General features: G+C 49.8%; 14 protein-coding genes and 1 tRNA gene. 6 read left to right on the forward strand and 9 right to left on the reverse strand.

The annotated features are described in order from the left end of the window. Positions 1–149: 149 nt before the first annotated feature. The 3 genes from AACZ40_RS12410 (at position 150) to AACZ40_RS12420 (ending at position 4,082) form a co-directional block, all read left to right on the forward strand. Complete coding sequence (locus tag AACZ40_RS12410) at positions 150–1,232, forward strand: DUF1559 domain-containing protein (RefSeq protein ID WP_291171697.1); 1,083 nt, start codon at positions 150–152, stop codon at positions 1,230–1,232. Continuing rightward, on the forward strand, positions 1,232–1,546 hold the full coding sequence (locus tag AACZ40_RS12415; protein ID WP_291171694.1) for a hypothetical protein: 315 nt from the start codon (positions 1,232–1,234) through the stop codon (positions 1,544–1,546). Before AACZ40_RS12410 ends, AACZ40_RS12415 begins: the two co-directional genes overlap by 1 nt. An 814-nt stretch (positions 1,547–2,360) precedes the next feature. After that, positions 2,361–4,082 carry a SulP family inorganic anion transporter gene (locus AACZ40_RS12420; RefSeq protein WP_291171691.1) on the forward strand — a complete coding sequence of 574 codons (1,722 nt, stop codon included), beginning with the start codon at positions 2,361–2,363 and terminating at the stop codon, positions 4,080–4,082. 35 nt (positions 4,083–4,117) lie between these two features. On the opposite strand, the gene AACZ40_RS12425 is transcribed toward AACZ40_RS12420, so the two are convergent. After that, positions 4,118–4,582 (reverse strand): YaiI/YqxD family protein, encoded by a 465-nt coding sequence (locus tag AACZ40_RS12425; RefSeq protein ID WP_291171688.1) that lies wholly within the window; start codon positions 4,580–4,582, stop codon positions 4,118–4,120. 302 nt (positions 4,583–4,884) lie between these two features. Between AACZ40_RS12425 and AACZ40_RS12430 the strand changes: the two genes are divergently transcribed. The 3 genes from AACZ40_RS12430 (at position 4,885) to AACZ40_RS12440 (ending at position 8,141) form a co-directional block, all read left to right on the forward strand. Further along, the gene (locus AACZ40_RS12430) at positions 4,885–5,304 is read left to right on the forward strand and encodes a hypothetical protein (RefSeq protein ID WP_291171686.1); all 420 of its coding nucleotides are present in this window, start codon (positions 4,885–4,887) and stop codon (positions 5,302–5,304) included. A gap of 422 nt (positions 5,305–5,726) precedes the next feature. Continuing rightward, on the forward strand, positions 5,727–6,707 hold the full coding sequence (locus AACZ40_RS12435; RefSeq protein ID WP_291171683.1) for a DUF1559 domain-containing protein: 981 nt from the start codon (positions 5,727–5,729) through the stop codon (positions 6,705–6,707). Positions 6,708–7,166: 459 nt separating this feature from the next. After that, entirely contained in the window at positions 7,167–8,141 is a 975-nt protein-coding gene (locus tag AACZ40_RS12440) for a DUF1559 domain-containing protein (RefSeq protein ID WP_291171680.1), read from the forward strand. A 97-nt stretch (positions 8,142–8,238) separates the two neighbouring features. Here the strand turns inward: AACZ40_RS12440 and AACZ40_RS12445 are convergent, their stop codons facing one another. The 8 genes from AACZ40_RS12445 to AACZ40_RS12480 form a co-directional block, all read right to left on the reverse strand. Beyond that, entirely contained in the window at positions 8,239–9,651 is a 1,413-nt protein-coding gene (locus AACZ40_RS12445; protein ID WP_339674566.1) for a tetratricopeptide repeat protein, read from the reverse strand. Then, positions 9,648–10,949: a VCBS repeat-containing protein gene (locus AACZ40_RS12450; RefSeq protein WP_291171674.1), complete on the reverse strand. Its 1,302-nt coding sequence runs from the start codon at positions 10,947–10,949 to the stop codon at positions 9,648–9,650. Before AACZ40_RS12450 ends, AACZ40_RS12445 begins: the two co-directional genes overlap by 4 nt. Positions 10,950–11,282: 333 nt before the next feature. Beyond that, on the reverse strand, positions 11,283–12,104 hold the full coding sequence (locus tag AACZ40_RS12455) for a phosphatidylinositol-specific phospholipase C/glycerophosphodiester phosphodiesterase family protein (RefSeq protein ID WP_291171671.1): 822 nt from the start codon (positions 12,102–12,104) through the stop codon (positions 11,283–11,285). 320 nt (positions 12,105–12,424) lie between these two features. Further along, positions 12,425–12,498 (reverse strand) — tRNA-Arg (locus AACZ40_RS12460). A 316-nt stretch (positions 12,499–12,814) separates the two neighbouring features. Then, positions 12,815–13,213: a hypothetical protein gene (locus AACZ40_RS12465; RefSeq protein WP_291171668.1), complete on the reverse strand. Its 399-nt coding sequence runs from the start codon at positions 13,211–13,213 to the stop codon at positions 12,815–12,817. Positions 13,214–13,702: 489 nt separating this feature from the next. Further along, on the reverse strand, positions 13,703–13,993 hold the full coding sequence (locus AACZ40_RS12470; protein ID WP_291171667.1) for a hypothetical protein: 291 nt from the start codon (positions 13,991–13,993) through the stop codon (positions 13,703–13,705). A 327-nt stretch (positions 13,994–14,320) separates the two neighbouring features. Further along, positions 14,321–15,253, reverse strand: a complete 933-nt coding sequence (locus tag AACZ40_RS12475; protein ID WP_291171664.1) for a fumarylacetoacetate hydrolase family protein — start codon at positions 15,251–15,253, stop codon at positions 14,321–14,323. Between the two features lie 141 nt (positions 15,254–15,394). Further along, positions 15,395–16,895, reverse strand: a 1,501-nt coding sequence (locus AACZ40_RS12480) for an ABC transporter permease (protein ID WP_339674570.1), incomplete at its 5' end; no start/stop codon positions are given.

A 16,895-nucleotide genomic window follows, 5' to 3' on the forward strand; every position in this document is an offset into this window, starting at 1 on the left:
CAACAGCAGGGAGGGTAATCCGGGAACCCGGCAAGAATTTTCCCGGTTTTCGATTGACAGAAATGTAGCCGTGGCTACAATACGACAAAGTGTAGCCCATGCTACATTTTTAAATTTACCACCTTTAAAGAAGTATCAAGGCTTTTCGAATGAATCTATCCCACCAGCAGTTAAAGACTCGTGGATTTACGCTGATTGAACTTCTTGTCGTCATTGCCATCATCGCGACGCTGATTGCTCTGTTGCTGCCGGCGGTCCAGCAGGCACGTGAAGCGGCGCGACGCAGTCAGTGCAAAAACAATCTGAAGCAGCTGGGAATCGCGTTGCATAATTATCACGATACGCATTCCTCGTTTCCTGCGGGCTATTATTCGTATGGAACCAGTAACGGCTCCGGACCTGCCTGGGCAGCCATTGATCCTGCTACCTGGGATGCGGCTCCGGGCTGGACCTGGGGAACGATGCTGCTGCCTTATATGGATCAGGCTCCTTTGTATAACGCGTTGAATCTGAATCTGCCCTGCTGGGATCTGGCTAATTTAAGTGCCGCCCAGACGAAGCTGCCGGTCTTTCTCTGTCCGAGTTCTTCGGGGGGAGATGAGCCGTTTCTCGTACAGGATGCCAGTGGAAGTCCGCTGCTCAAAGGGGGTTCTCAGCTGCGATTTGGTCGTTCGCATTATGTAGCCAGTCATGGTCAGGAATCGTGCTGGGGGGAATGTGGTTCGAGTACAACAGGTGAGGTTTTCACGAACATTTATACCAAGACCACTAAAACGGTGACCATCAATGGCGATGCTTCGAAAGTCGCAGACGGGCCTTTCTTTCGAAACTCAAGAACGCGGATGCGAGACGTGACGGATGGAACTTCCAATACGATTTTCCTGGGCGAGCATTCGTCGAAACTGAGTGATAAAACCTGGGTGGGTGTGGTGCCGGGCGCGTTTACGCATCCGCAGTTTACTTCTCCTGAGAACGGACCGGATGCGGCTGCGACGCTGGCGTTGATTCACGCAGGCCCTTCGGGGGGAGAGCTTGACATCACCGGCTTTCCGATCGTCCATCCTGTCAATTTCCCGACTTATCACGTCGGCCAGATGTACTCCGAGCACACGGGGGGCGGGCATGTCTGCATGGGTGATGGCTCGGTGCGGTTCGTTTCTGAAAATATCGACCTGCTGCTGTGGGCGGAACTCTCGAGTATCAACGAGGGTGAAGTGATTGGAGAGTTTTAATGCGAAATCGAACCATCCTGTTTTCGACCGTCTTGTTTCAGATGCCACTGCTGCTTTCCAGTGGCTGTGGCTACCCGGCTGTTTCTCCGAAAACGTATGAAATTTCCAAAGCTCTGTACTCAGTCTGTAATCAGAAGAGCAAGGAACGTCTGGAAACGGTGCAGACGTTGATTCAGAGTTCCCTCAAAGAAAAAGAGATCAATGAACGGGAAGCAGACTGGTTGAATGAGATTGTGGCATCAGCAAATGCAGGAGACTGGGAAACGGCGACGCTGGAAGCACGCCGCCTGATGGAAGATCAGACCGGGCGCTGAGTAAAAGGAACCCGAAGCGAGAAGGAACGCGTCTGCTGCAACTTCCTGCTCGCTGCGCTCGTCCCGAATTTTATTCGGGACCATCCCGGCTTCTCTGAATGTTGAACGACTTTCGCAGTCCGTTCCACCGGGGTTTTTATTTCGTGTTGAGAAAGCGTACTTTGAGCATCAGGTATTGGAAGAGTTTCTCATGTGGCGATGGTGGAATACAGACAAGCAGGCATTGTTCATCTTTCAGACACAGAAATCAGAATACTGATCTGTACCAGATCCTGAAAAATAATGTGAATAACAGATGAATGTGGCATAAAATCGGTGTTTCTTACAGGTTCCCGCTTGTGACAGGTGGCAGAATGCATTACAAAGGTCGTGGATTAGTAAAGAACTGAGGGACAGTACGTCTTCAGCTCGAAAAGGTTAAGCCCTTCAACGTCCCACCCGATTATTCTGCAACGCGCTCCCTGTGATGGTTTAGCGTCTCGTCGAAAGGTTCTGCTTGAATCTGAACATTGAAAAGTGTCTTATCAGACCTGAATTGGCATGTTGGCCGAAATGATATGCGCTCGTTGACGCGCTCGCCTGACATTGCCCATCTGATTAATACAGGATTGATGGACCAATAGTTTGTGTTGCTGAAGCTTGAATATCCGGAATTGCGCGACTGCGATTCTGAAATTCAAGCCTGCTTTTGCACTTGAGCGCTTCGTTTCCTGTGCACCCCCGTTTCCGTGTTGGCACGGAGAGTCTGCTGGCGAAAGGTTCGCGTTCCAGGCTAACTGTGCAGACAAACCTTGAGAATGTTATTGGAGATTTGATGTTAGCGTTTTTTTCGAAGCATAAGGCTTCTGTCAAGGATGATGTACTGTCAGGTTTAACGGTGTCTCTGGCGCTGGTGCCGGAAGCAGTTGCTTTCGCATTCGTCGCAGGAGTTCCTCCGACCGTTGGTCTGTACTCCGCATTTTTTATTGGTTTTGTCAGTGCCCTGGCTGGGGGCCGCCCCGGTATGATTTCCGGAGCCACCGGCGCGATGGCCGTGGTGATCGTCTCCCTGGTCGCCATGCATGGAATTCAGTACCTGTTTCCCGCTGTCATTCTGTGTGGTCTGCTGCAGGTTACAGTAGGCGTGTTGCGGCTGGGTAAACTGATTCGCCTGGTGCCTCACTCGGTGATGCTGGGATTTGTGAATGGACTGGCGATCGTGATTGGTCTGGCCCAGATCGGAAGTTTCAAAACGCTGGGCGCTGATGGAACGATGACGTTTCTGTCGGGGACTCCCATGACAATTATGATCGGTCTGGTTGCCCTCACGATGGCGGTGATTGTTCTGCTTCCCAAACTGACGAAAGCGGTGCCGAGTTCGCTGGCCGCTATTATCATGGTCTCCGTGATCGCGGTCGGAATCAATAAATTCGCCCCGGAGAACTGGATTCCTGCCGGACAGAATAATGTTGTCCAGACCGTGGACGACCTGATGATGAATAATCTGAAAGCGAAAGCGGTTACGGAAGCTGAGCAGAAAGCACTGGCGTCTGAAAAAGTGGATGCGACAGAACAGCCTGCCGCGACTTCCGTTTTAAATGAAACACAAATCGCAACGGTAGTGGCTTCGGTACAGCCGGCAAAAGAGCCGCTGCCAATGCTGTTCTTCCTGGATTCGCGGTATGTACTGGCGCCGTTTTCCTGGGAAACGCTGCTGATTATCCTTCCGTTTTCTCTGATCCTGGCAGGGGTCGGATTGATTGAATCGCTGATGACGCTGACGTTGATTGATGAAATAACCGAGACCCGGGGCAGCGGTAATCGGGAATGTATTGGCCAGGGTGCTGCGAACATTGTCTGTGGCCTGTTTGGGGGCATGGGCGGCTGTGCGATGATTGGCCAGTCACTGATCAACGTGAACTCAGGCGGGCGCGGGCGTCTGTCGGGTGTCGTCGGAGCCGTGGGTCTGTTGGTCCTGGTTGTGCTGTTGAAGCCTGTGATCTCCATGGTGCCCATGGCAGCGCTGGTGGGTGTGATGTTCATGGTGGTGATTGGAACGTTCGAATGGAGTACGCTGCACACCTGGAATCGAGTTCCCAAAAGCGATGTGCTGGTGATGGTACTGGTGGCCGGTTATACGGTGTTGTTCCACAATCTGGCAGTCGCTGTTTTACTGGGAATCATCGTGCAGGCATTGATCTTCGCCTGGCACCATGCGACTCATATGATGGCTGACATTCACTTCGAAGATGACGACAAAAAAGTGTACCAGCTGCATGGCCCGCTGTTCTTTGCCTCGGTGAGCAGTTTTCGTGAGTTGCTGGATCCGGTGAATGATCCGCCGATCGTGGCGATCGATTTTTACTTCTCGCGCGTTTACGATCAGTCAGCGATTGAAGCGATTAACAAGATTGCAGAACGTTATCGCCAGGAAGGCAAATGCCTGCACCTGCGAAATCTGAATGCCGACTGTAAACGTCTGATTGAACGGGCCGGCGATCTGGCCGAAGTCGATATTTCTGAAGATCAGCACTATCACATCACGAAGATGATTTAAGCTTTTTCAAACTGAAACAGTCAACGCCCGGTGAGTTAGCTTGCCGGGCGTTGTTTTTTAGCGGCGGTCAACCAGCGATCCAGTTGATTGGCGAACGCCTGGCGATCTTTGGCATTGAAGTTGGCGGGACCGCCTGTCACCAGTCCTTCGCCCCGCAGGTCGTCCATCAGATCCCGGGACGCGAGTCGTTGCCCGACGTTTTCGTCAGTGTAAAGTGTACCACGCGGATTAAGTGCCTGCGCACCTTTCTCTACTACTTGCGCTGCCAGAGGGATATCAGCTGTTACCACCAGATCGCCTGCTGCGGTCAGTTCAACAATCCGCTGGTCGGCCACGTTTAATCCTGCAGGAACGAGCAGGCTGTCGACAAACTCGGAGCGGGGTGTGCGCAGCGGCTGATTGGCCACCAGGGTGACTTTGATCTGCGTTCGCTTCGCGGCGCGAAACAGCACTTCTTTGATTTCTGCCGGACAGGCATCTGCATCAACCCAGACCTGCATCTGGCTACTCCTTCCTGACTGAGTAGTATACTTAATTAAACTTTACGGTCGTTTGCTGCTCCGATTGACTGATAGTCGTTTCGGGAGTGTATTTCGAATAGAACTTAAGAATATGAACGTTGTATAGGCCTGTTATTTAATGTGGCTGAATCTTAGCATTTCATTCTGCACTTGCCGAGAACAGGCTCAGATCAGTTTGACATTAAGATAAATACATGGGTATGATTTATTGATTCCGAGCTCAATTATAGCAATCTGTTTCTCCGGATTGCAGCTGTTCTTATATCGTATCAGGAGTGAAAATGAAGTTACTCAAGTCGTTCGAAAGTTTGTGTCTGTTCATCCTCACTTTTTGCTTGCTTGCCGGTTGTGGCGACAGCGGTGGCAGTGATCAACCCGATCTGGGAACAGTGACGGGAGTGGTCACCATGGATGGTCAACCACTGTCGAATGTGATGGTGTCTTTCACTCCGGAAAATGGCCGACCATCGATTGCCCGTACTGATGAAGCCGGCAATTATGAACTGGGTTATCTGGCAGAAACCAAAGGGGCAGTCATCGGCAAACATACTGTGAGCATCACCACACCACAGGAAAACCCGACCCCTCCCGGACAAGTTTACAAGGATCCCATTCCTGCTAAATACAATTCGAAGACCACACTGACAGCAGATGTGAAAGCGGGAGCCAATACCTTTGATTTCCAGTTGGAATCCAAGTAAATAACTTAACTTTCATTAGACCAGAGTGTGGATGCGTATCATCTTAACACAAACACCACTCAATACAGTGTACATTCAATGTGAACATACGCTAGCGTGTTTGATTCGGTGTGTCATTTTCAATGCGCCAAATTTAAATCCTGGCCGTTTTCCAGTTATATTTTATTGATATTTCGGTCATAATAGATATGTTCGGGATAGCCAACACATTTCTCATCCCAATGGAGTCAAGAGAGTGAATCCCCGCCACTAACATTGATAGATCTTTGAAAGATACCTCGATAATTAAATTTTCATCCACCGCTATAAAATAATCACAACTTTAGTTTCAAAGTTTCACGGAATAGCTTCGCTCGAGTTTATTCGTTCTTTATCCACTTCAATTACCACTTCATTTTCTTATTCTGGAGGTAACGATACTGATGAGACAAGTTGAACGCAAAGGCATATCATTTTTTAAATTCGGTTTTACTCTAATCGAACTCCTGGTTGTAATCGCCATTATTGCTATCCTGATTGCATTGCTCTTGCCGGCAGTCCAGCAGGCACGGGAGGCAGCCCGACGCAGCACATGTAAAAATAACATGAAGCAGATCGGACTGGCGTTACACAACTATCATGAAACACATCGTATTTTCCCGCCGGCTTACATCGATAATACTCCTGCCACAGATACATCCCATCTGGCACCGGACAACCTGAATGGTCTGGGATGGGGAACCATGCTTCTGCCCTTTATGGATCAGGCTCCATTGTACAACCTGATCGGAACACAGACAGGCGGCTTTGCCTACAACTGGCAGGATTCAAATCACGATGGATCAGGAAGCGTTGCAGACGCCATCCCCGCTGCGAAAACAGTACTTCCTGCATTTATCTGTCCGACCGACCCGATGGAAGGCATCAATACGGATATGAACAGCTTTGGTAAATCGAATTACCTGGCCAGTTCAGCCACCAGTGCCAATGCACGTAACGGAGTGATGTATGTGAATTCCCCCACCAGAATGAAAACCATCACCGATGGAACTACCAACACGATTTTTGTCGTGGAACGTACAACCGAAAATGATGGCAGTACTTCAACCAACTGTGGCGGTAATCCCTGTAACTGGAGTGGCGGACTGTGGATTGGGCCTCGCCTGTCCGGCAGCACGGTTGCCTGGCACCCAGGTTTATCCTCACTGGATGTTGGTAACAGTGGTGGTGGTAGCACTACTTATAACATCAATGGCTCATCAGCGACCTGGGGTGCTTCATGGATTGCATCCAGCAGCCATGAAGGTGGAATCCATATTGTTCTCGGCGATGGCAGTGTTCGCTTCCTGTCAGAGAACATCAACCTGGGAACTTACCTGGCCCTGGTGACTCCTAACAAAAAGGAAATCATTGGCGAGTTTTAATCCTCAGCATTATCAGCGATTCTGCTAATTAACAGTAAAGCCCGATCACATCTTTCTGAAGTGATCGGGCTTTCATTTTTGCAGAACTCATTCCTTAGCTTCATTAAATATCATCCACATTTTTGAGACAGCTAAGTGTCCATGGCAGGGTGTTTCAACGAAGCCATTTTCAAAGTCGGGTTATTCCTGTTAACCTGAATCTCCCAGCCATATATTCGCGAAGTTAACCAGTGAAATTCTATGTTCACTGGATGTCCTGTCGCTAAATTCCCTAAAATTATCAATAGATGCTTCAGGCACTTACGAGGGAAATTCCGACCCGTCTGCCACGCTATTGCCGTGGTGCCGACTTCCCTGAAGGCTCTTCAATTTTTCTGGCAGAGAAGCATCTCCTGTCTCACTCAGACACTATCAATTGATCACAATTTATCTTTATTTATTTCATAGAAGGTACAGATCATGAAACGTCTACCGTCCCGATTCCGCTCTATGTGGCAGCGTGGTTTCACGCTGATCGAATTGCTGGTGGTTATTGCCATCATTGCCATTTTAATTGCATTGCTCCTGCCAGCAGTGCAGCAGGCACGTGAAGCAGCCCGTCGCAGCACTTGCAAAAACAATCTGAAGCAGATCGGTCTTGCGCTGCATAACTATCATGAGACACACCGTGTATTTCCTCCCGGATTTATTGATAATGAACTTGATTTCTCTGGTTCGAAAACAGCAGATCCCAGCGCGAATAATAATGGGCTGGGCTGGGGAGGATTCATCCTTCCCTTCATGGACCAGGCGCCGCTCTATAATCAGTTATCTTCCCAGACCAACCAGTTCGGTGAGCACTGGAGTGTCAGCGCATCCGAGCTGGCGAAAACAGTTTTGCCAGCCTACATCTGCCCTTCCGATCCGATGGGTGGCGTGAACACCGATAAAAACAGCTTTGGAAAATCGAACTACCTGGGTAGCCACGGTACGGCAGCTGCCACCACCAGCAACGGTATTCTGTATGGTAATTCCGATACAAGAATCCGCGACATCACAGACGGTACGAGTAATACGGTATTAGTTTCTGAACGTACTACTCAGAATGATGGCGGCAACTCAACGAACTGTGGCGGAACCACCCCCTGTAACTGGCAGGGTGGATTGTGGATTGGCCCCCGTTATACCTCTTCCACATCCACCTGGCATCCCGGCGTTCTGCATTACGACGTCACTAATTTCGGCGGTGGGAATGCCACTTATCTGATCAATGGCTCCGCTGCGACATGGGGCGATGACTGGTGTGCTTCCAGCTCACATGTCGGCGGCGTGCATATGCTGTTTACTGATGGACGCGTTCGTTTTGTCAGCGAAAACATGAGCGCTGGCGGATCCAATACCACCTACCACAAACTCGTCACCCGCAACGGGGGTGAAGTGGTTGGTGAATTCTAGAGGACATCACACCATAGCGTCTATCTGATAAAGGGGGCTCGTCAACATTTTGATGAGCCCCTGTTTTATGTCCTGGGAATAATTAAGTTACTCAACGTCAGAAGTCCAATTTGTCAGCGGCCTGCAATTTTTGCGGCGTATTGATATGATCCAGCTCCCTGATGGCTCGACCATGGTTGGGATTTAATGCAAGGCAACGCTCGTAGCTCTTTTTTGCGGCTTCTGTTTTCCCCAGCAGCCGTTTAATTTCTGCATTGTAAAACCAGGCTTGAGGATCTTCCGGGTTCAGCTCCACAGAACGTTCTATTGCTTCTTCAGCGGATTTCAGTTGATTGTTACGAAAACTCATCATGGCATACAGTAACGCCATCTTTGCCTGATGATAGTCGCGTTTCTTGAGATCCTTCTGTTGATCATAATAAGCAGCCAGGGTCTGATGCACTTCAATCGTAGGTGACATCTCCAAAACCCGCTGCAGCAAGGGTACCGCTTTTTTCATATCACCTGACAGCATGTAAGCCCCCGCTTCAAACTGCAGGGTCTCTGCATCAACAACACCGTTCTCTTTTAATTTCTGAATCAACTGCAGCATCCGTTCCGGATTTTTTCGCTGGTATTCCACTTCCAGCATACTGATCAGTGTGGCTTTATACTGAGGAAGACGTTCATCCATTAAAGCCAGTACTTCATCCAGCTTTTGTGCCAGATAATCCATATCATTGCGTTCCAGCAGCTGGTTGTAGGCTTCCAGCTCTCTCAAGATTCCATGGCGTTTACTGTAAGGCGTCAGAAACGTCGTATTAAAGTTCAGTTCCACCACATACAAAGCGTGCTCGACCTGATCTCTAGCTCGCTTTGCTTCTGCCATGCGTCCCAGTGATTCCAAAGCCTCCGCCTGCAACTGACGGAAGACAAGCGAATTGGGAGTCGTTGCCAGATTCCGATCAATATAAGGCAGCGCTTCTTCCGCGCGTCCCGACCGCACAAGTAATTTGGCCAGCTGATAGTCTGCCGGCTGGAATCCGTTATTCAGACGAAACAGTTCTTCAGCTTTCTCCGCATTTTCCTCGCGCAGATAATTCCGGCCTATCGCATACAGATAGTGTCGACGGTTAGCAAATGGTACGTCTGTCTTTCCGTCGAAGGCTTCCAGCTTCTCGTATTCGCGCGTACTGGCCTGCAGACGCCCCGTTCGTTCCAGACAAAAGGCATAACTGGCCTGCGCTAACGCATCGTCGGGATCCATTTGAATTGCCTGTCGAAAACAGTTTTCCGCATAACCATAAAAACCCTGTCCGAGAAAAGCCTGTCCCAGGCGGATCCACTCCTTACTGGAACCAGATTCGGCCTGTACGGCAAGCTCCCGAAAATCCGTCATCAGCAGAGGATCAATAGACTCTGCATCTGGCAGTACAGGCAGAGGACGAGCCATTCGATCTGCTATCAGATAACCACAATATCCCAGTTCAACTACCAGCAGTATCAGGAGCAGACGCAGAAGTTGAATCATGGTTTGTCCTCCTGTAGATTCAGCCAGGCAGTGATTCGACCAATCCTCTGAAATGGTTTCCGCAGATTCAACCCCCCAGCCACCAGATCATCACGGCCATCACCGTCGAGATCACCGGCGGCAACGGTGACGAGATGAATGGGATCGCTGTCAATCTGCCAGGTTTTGAAATTCTGTTTTCCATCGTTTTCCAACCAGACCACACTGGCCATTTTCGGGTCGTACCAGTCGTTGGTCATGCTCACCAGCACCACATCCAGATCACCATCACCATCAATGTCACCGGTATCTGCAGCGTAAGTTCCCCCCAGATCAGAGATGCGGTGTGGTTCGAATTCCCAGTTTCCTTTGTTTTCAAACCAATAGCACCCATGATAAGGCTGCGGGTAGGCATCGAGATCTTCCAGGTTATCGCCTGCCGGTAGAATCAGATCCTGATCGCCATCCTGATCAAGGTCGGCATAGATGAGGCCTGCCCCCCCCAGATCAAGATTGACGGTATACCAGAGTCGCCTTTTTTTGAACTCGCCATTTCCGAGATTTTCAAACCCCCAGAGCTCTTCTTCATCCTGTGTCACAATCGCTGCAATATCCAGATCACCATCACCATCAAAATCAGCGACGGGCACATGAATCGTCCCGGGAGCATTCAAGAGTTCATGATCCCGAAACTGCAGCTCTCCCCGATTTTCCAGCCATAAGACAGAGCCGCGGCTGTAGCCGAATACAGCCACTGCCAGATCCAGATCGCCATCGCCGTCGAAATCGCCCGGCTGGACATCAGCCACACGGCGGACATCTGTCAGGATCACATGCTTTTTATAACCGTTGCCTTCACGTTCATAGAGTTCCACGCGTCCTATCACCCGGTCATCAGGCATGAGATTTCCCAGAATGGAAACGATGATATCCAGATCGCCATCTCCATCAATGTCGACCACGGTCGCATGCGCGGGTGCCGCCAGATCGGTGAGTAGAACTTCTTCCTGCCAGGAGGCGGAGCCGTCCTGCTTAAACAGCGAGATAATTCCCTTCCCGGCATCGCAGGCGATGATTTCGTTCTGACCATCGCCGTCAAAATCCAGAATCTGCACATTTGTGATCAGTGGTAAACCCACCGGTTTGGCGCCGACCGTGGCCCGCTCAAATTTCACTGGAGAAGCAGGGTATGTAGTTCCCCCCGAAAAGATTTCTGCAGGCTGCCCCAGCGAAGGTAATGTCGGCAGAACCAGCCAGGTGGCAATCGGGATGATGATTATCAGGACGAGCAGGATGAGCGCGCGGACATTCGGTGACATAAAAATCCATCATTGCTTGCAGGGATTGAAACCAGGGACGATGACACCAAAGCAGGGATACTTTACTGTTTCAATCATATAACCCCGGTACAGGCATCGCTATTCACTTACTACGCCAAAAACCGCGTTGATTAGAGAAAAAACAGGGCGAATCTAACCTATTGTCTACATCCGTCACGGAAATCAGATACGGTGTGAGCTGAGAATTTCTTCTCAATGTCAGCTCGAAGTATTCTCGGGTGCGGATACACAGAAAATGTTTCACGCAGAAAATTGGTAGTTTCTGTAATCTAAACCGGCTGGATACCAAATGCTGCTATGCGGATTCGGTCTTCAGGGACGCGCCTGCGATTGCTGTGACAGGAAATCATGCAGTTTTTCAAGCTTGTCAGTGTTGATGTGATCGACTCCCGCAGCAATCAGTTCCTCCCAGAGTTCTTCTGATTCCGGTGTCGCCCAGAAACGCACTCGTCGTCCTGCAGCATGTGCCTGTCTGACAATCTCCCTCAGTTTTGTGCGTTCCGTTTCGGACATCTTCCCTTTGCCGCGATATTGAAAGTGAGTAGTCCAGCGATCGCTGATCAGCGGCATCAACTGGGAGGGTTTATCAGAACTGAGATCACTCAAGCGACCATCAATTCCTGCAAACCGCGGATTGTCCGCTGCGATCATTTTGACAGGTCGATCCCCCGAAATCACAACCTGCACCGGGTGACGAATTGTTTTCCCATCATGATATGTATATAGGAAATCTCTATATTCCCGCAGTTGATTCCGTAAAACCTGATAAACGTCTTCTCCATCTGTTTTGATATCGATCAGCAAGGTGAACGGTGGAGAACTTTCATTTGACTCCTGTTTTTTCTCCTGAAAATGTTTCTTTAACGGATTGAGGTATAGCTTCCGGAGTGTGCGGTCCTTTGATAATTCATCCTGGCTGTGACCAACGAGCAATTCTCCCTCGACAAGAAATATGTCCGCTTCGACAGACCAGAAGCCATTTTTCAAAGCATCCTGCAGCGGGTGTTTCTGCCTGTAATCATTATGGGCATGCGCCTGGTAGAGAGGCGACTGAAACGTTTGCTGTCCCAGTCCTGTCGAATTATGACAGACCAGGACCAGCAACAAGACGGAACAGAACTTCCATTGAAACATTCACCAGACCTTTTGTTAAACTGGAACCTGAGGCTGTGAAATCAGTCGTGAGAGAATGACGCGCCTGGGTCTATTTTGCGATATCCCGACGATTTTGGAGTACACGACATCTAAACAGCCCACAGGCTAGAGTTCGACGAAATGATTATCCAGTCACTCCCGCTGGATTCATCAATTATTAATGAGCGGTGATCCGGGGATTCAGCACTTCTGTCGTTTTCAGTCAGGGAATGCAGTCTTCAGAGGGGGGGAATAAAAAAGGCCTCCGTGATGATGACGAAGGCCTTTTCATGATAGATTGTCCCGAGGGGAAATCAAAGTACACCCCGCAGGGTTCGAACCTGCAACCTTCGGTTTCGTAAACCGATGCTCTATCCAATTGAGCTAGGGGTGCCTGTCCCGGATGGGAAAGCGTATTTTAGCGAGAGCGTTCTCCCTTTTAAAGTCTTTCGCAAGCTGGATTTGAATCTTTTTACCAGCTCTTGTGCCGAATTCAGCCGCTCTCGCTGCCGAATACAGGATTTTTGCGGTTTATTAACTCACTTGTATCAACGTTTTTTGATCTTTACCGGACCTGATCTTGAGACACTCCAAAGCTGCCAGTGGTTCCACGTATCTATAGAAAAAGGCTCTGTTCGTGAAAACAGAGCCTGTAAGATCATTTATTGAAGTGATCTTTAACGAAAATCCCACCTGGGAATCATTGGCCATTAGCGATGTCCATGGTGACCACGGTGTCCGTGATGACCGTGCCCGCCACGGTATCCACCGCGGTATCCGCTACGATAACCACCATAGTATCCGCCGCGTCCATACGCGGATCCACCACTGTAAATCCCGATCCCGAAGGAAGGACTGCTGTAATAGAAGCTGCCTGATCCATAGGAAGGATAAGAATAGCCGCGGCTGTAACCATAACTGCCGTAGCCATAACCGCTCCCGTAACCGTAGCCTGAATAGCAGCCATGACCGGCATTTGCCTGTTGAGCAGGCATGAATAACAGTGCTCCCCCCAGAACCAGTCCCATACATACTGCCAGTTTAAGGCCTTTTCGCTTTTTGACTGGAGTTGAACCAGTCTGGTCAACCGTAACTGATTTGTTTCGCATTATTTCGCTCCTTGGAAAAATGAACCATAAATGAGTGCAGCAGAAATTTGGTAAGCGTCCTCTCTGATTCTCTGTCACTCGAATGCAGCACGGTTGAGATTCAATCATTCATCCTCTGTGCCTCCGTCTGCCATTATTGAATGAATTGCGATAAGCGTGCCAGAAACTGATTTTCTCCCTTATGAGTTCGTAACTCATTTAAATTAAAAGAGTTATTCAGCGACTTGTTTTTTGCATAGCAGAGAAATGCTTGAAAACTGTCTCTTAATCGCACCAGTTGGGATCAATCGGACGTCAACAAAATCCGTTGTACCGGCTGAATCTGCCGGTAAAGACCCTATAAAAAAACAAGTCTCTCACTCAAATGGTCGGGCCGAACCATAAAAGAAAGAGACTTGTGAAATTTTGCCTGCGTGAACCTGCTGAGAGGAACCGGCCCGACAAGATCAGCTAGTTCCTGATCGTGGCGGATTTATTATAAAACATGGATCAGAATCCATAGTAGAAGCCAAAACCGGGTGAGCTATATCCACCCCGATAGCCTCGGTTATAGTAGTTGTTGTAGCCGCGGTAGTACCCACGGTTATAACGTCGGTAATTATTCCGATATCTGTTGTAGTGATGTCTGTAGTGCCGTCGCCCGCGATTATAATTACGTTCGAAATGGCGATAATGATTACGTGCCCGCTTCCAGGCGGGTGGTCTGGCTTCTGATGATTCGATGGCGCCTATAAATAAGACACTACATGCCAGCGTGGCAATGGTGAGTGCACGTTTCATGGTCTTGTCTCCTTGATAAGAACCTGCCGCCGTGACCACTCCCGATTGAGTGTACCCCGGCAACCAACGATATTTCATTTGTGTTTCTTACTTCAGGTAAGACGCAACAGCTGTGCCAATCGTGAGGAATTTGTGCTTAAAGGACTTAAACCATATGAAACTGCAGAGTTTGGCGGATATTTAGCTTCATTCTGCAATAAGATGCAGAATTGACCTGTTGTAAAAATGAAAAAAGTGTGGTCGAAAAGAGAACAACAAAGCCGTTCAACGACCACACTCAGCTGAACTGAACGCGCAGATTATCAGTGTAAATTTACTCGTCAGAAATCAAACAACCGGATTGGATAATACCCCAATCTGTTCAATTTCTGCTTTCATTTCATCTCCATTTTTGAGGAACTTATTCTTAGAAGCACCGACGCCACTGGGAGTTCCCGTGGAAATCACATCTCCGGGTTCGAGCTGGACAAAACTGGATATAAATTCGATGATCGCGGCGACCGGGAAGATCATCTCTGAAGTGGAAGCGTCCTGTTCCACAGTCCCATTGACTGACAGTTTCATCTGCAGAGTTTGCGGGTCTGGAATGTCATCCGCCGGTGTGACACACGGGCCCATGGGACAGAAAGTGTCGTGCCACTTTCCGTGCTGCCAGTCGAAGAAGGTATCTTTCTCACGCAATGTTCGCCCGGGATTGGGTCGAAATTTCCGATCAGAGATGTCGTTGATCACGGTATAGCCAGCTACGTAGTCCAGCGCTTCCGCTTCTGAAACTCCTTTGCAGGGTTTTCCGATCACGATTCCGAGCTCGAGTTCCCAGTCAATGTAATCGGGAGAGACTTCGGGGATTTTCACGGGCTGCCCCGGGTTTGTGAGCGTTGTCAATGGGGGTTTCATGAAGACATACGGAAAGGTCTTCTGTCGTTCTTCCGCTTTACCCCCTCCTTCTTCAATATGCTTGGAATAATTTCCTGCCAGCAATAACAGCTTGGACGGTTCCGGAACAGGGACCAGCAACTGCACTTCATCGGTCAAGATGGAAATGGGAAACAGTTCTTCATCCATGGACTGCTTGAGTTGGGTTTCGACAGCCATAATCAATTCCCGTTGCGCACCGCCAGGGAGAAAAGGAAGCAGCCCCGCCGACTCATCCAGGAGAACGCCCGCCAACTCCGCGGCAGCACTGAAGGGGATAATGGTATCTTCCGAGTAGAAACCACAGGAAATTTGATTTTCAGATTGATAGCGACAAAGTCTCATACAGTCAGGACTCCTGAACGGTGAAATCAAGGGGGTGTCAGTTTCCGGTTCAGCGGTTTTCGCTTCGCCTGATGCCATCAAGTTCGGCACGCGTCCCCTATCCTACCGAAAAGCAGGTGAGAGACCAATTCTCAACAGCCGTTATGAGAGCTGCTTTTGGAATCTCTTTAAACTGATGCCGATGATCGCAATGCAGCAGAGTGTGAGCCCTGAAACGTAAGGCAGCAGGTCAACCAGGTCGGCCCCTCGCAGTACGATTCCTCTGAGAATTTCCAGGAAGTAGGTTACCGGGATGATGAAGGTCACCAGGTAAATAGGCAGCGGCATCTGGGACCGGGGGAACATGAATCCCGACAGCAGGACAGAAGGCAGCATTATCAGAAAGGCAAACTGAATGGCCTGGAGTTGAGTCCGGGCGACCGTGGAGACCAGCATGCCCAGTCCCAGGCCGCAAATCAGGAACAGCAGCGCCAACAGCAGCAGTTCCCAGAGACTACCATGAATGGGCACGCCAAAGAAAAAGACCATGAGTGTGAGTACGATCAGAGTTTCAACAAATCCGATCAGGGCATAGGGCGCCAGCTTGCCCAGCAGCAGCCCTGATTTACTGACGGGGGTTACAAACAGTTGTTCCAGTGTGCCCAGTTCCCGCTCCCGGACAATCGCAAACGACGTCAGAAACAGGGTCACCAGCTGCAAAATAATTCCGACCAGTCCGGGAACAAAGAAATGGGAGCTATCCAGATCCGGATTATACAGCAGCCGCGGCCTGATCTCGACAGGCAGCGCGGGCTGCCCCTCCGCGTCGCGGGCTGGTACGACATTCAGATTTTCTGCAAAACTTTTTGTCATGCTGGTTGAGAGATTAAACCCCAGCAGATTCGAGGCATTCAGGGCCGTCGTTGCCACCTGGGAATCACTCCCGTCGATCAGAACCTGTACCGCTACCTGTTCTCCTTTTAACAGGCGATCAGAGTAATCGGGGGGAATGGTCACCCCCACTTTGGCGCGGCCCGACTCGAATGCATTCCGAAAATCTTCGTGATTGTAGACAGGTTCTATAATCTGAAACGTGCGCGTATTGGCAAACGCGTCCTGCAGTTCACGCGAACTGGCGCGGCCATCCAGATTGAAGATCACCGTCGGAATCTTTTCAATCTGTGTATCAATGGCGAATCCAAAAATGAGTGTCTGCAGAACGGGGACGGCAAACACAAACAGTAATGTTGATGGCTCGCGGCGGACATGAGAAAACTCTTTGACCAGGATCGCCCAGAACCCGGCCATAATTCCCGGGGTATGCCGTTCCGCAGCAGGGCGCCTGGCAGATGGTTTCTGCTCTGGCGCAGACTCATCCCCGGGGCTAGCTTGAACCTCTTTCTCTGGTTGCTTCTGGCTTGCAGTCATCGTAGTGGAAACGCTGGTATCCTGGTGATTCAGTTCTTCCGCCCGGCTTAAGGTAACAAACACATCTTCCAGGGAAGGTGTAATGGGCCTGACCTGAACAGACCCGGGTTCGCCTGATTCCTGATTGACAAAATCGTCTTCAGACAGACTTTGATCTGCGAGTATATGAATCGTCTGTCCGAACAGGGTTGCATCTCTCACACCCTGCATATCACGAAATGCAGACAGCAGCGTG

Origin of the sequence: uncultured Gimesia sp. (assembly GCF_963972345.1) — a bacterium.
Taxonomy (GTDB): domain Bacteria; phylum Planctomycetota; class Planctomycetia; order Planctomycetales; family Planctomycetaceae; genus Gimesia.

Coding starts and splice junctions, on each gene's coding strand:
- AACZ40_RS12410 (WP_291171697.1), top strand. CDS start 150: ATGAATCTATCCCACCAGCAGTTAAAGACTCGTGGATTTACGCTGATT.
- AACZ40_RS12415 (WP_291171694.1), top strand. CDS start 1,232: ATGCGAAATCGAACCATCCTGTTTTCGACCGTCTTGTTTCAGATGCCA.
- AACZ40_RS12420 (WP_291171691.1), top strand. CDS start 2,361: ATGTTAGCGTTTTTTTCGAAGCATAAGGCTTCTGTCAAGGATGATGTA.
- AACZ40_RS12425 (WP_291171688.1), bottom strand. CDS start 4,582: ATGCAGGTCTGGGTTGATGCAGATGCCTGTCCGGCAGAAATCAAAGAA.
- AACZ40_RS12430 (WP_291171686.1), top strand. CDS start 4,885: ATGAAGTTACTCAAGTCGTTCGAAAGTTTGTGTCTGTTCATCCTCACT.
- AACZ40_RS12435 (WP_291171683.1), top strand. CDS start 5,727: ATGAGACAAGTTGAACGCAAAGGCATATCATTTTTTAAATTCGGTTTT.
- AACZ40_RS12440 (WP_291171680.1), top strand. CDS start 7,167: ATGAAACGTCTACCGTCCCGATTCCGCTCTATGTGGCAGCGTGGTTTC.
- AACZ40_RS12445 (WP_339674566.1), bottom strand. CDS start 9,651: ATGATTCAACTTCTGCGTCTGCTCCTGATACTGCTGGTAGTTGAACTG.
- AACZ40_RS12450 (WP_291171674.1), bottom strand. CDS start 10,949: ATGTCACCGAATGTCCGCGCGCTCATCCTGCTCGTCCTGATAATCATC.
- AACZ40_RS12455 (WP_291171671.1), bottom strand. CDS start 12,104: ATGTTTCAATGGAAGTTCTGTTCCGTCTTGTTGCTGGTCCTGGTCTGT.
- AACZ40_RS12465 (WP_291171668.1), bottom strand. CDS start 13,213: ATGCGAAACAAATCAGTTACGGTTGACCAGACTGGTTCAACTCCAGTC.
- AACZ40_RS12470 (WP_291171667.1), bottom strand. CDS start 13,993: ATGAAACGTGCACTCACCATTGCCACGCTGGCATGTAGTGTCTTATTT.
- AACZ40_RS12475 (WP_291171664.1), bottom strand. CDS start 15,253: ATGAGACTTTGTCGCTATCAATCTGAAAATCAAATTTCCTGTGGTTTC.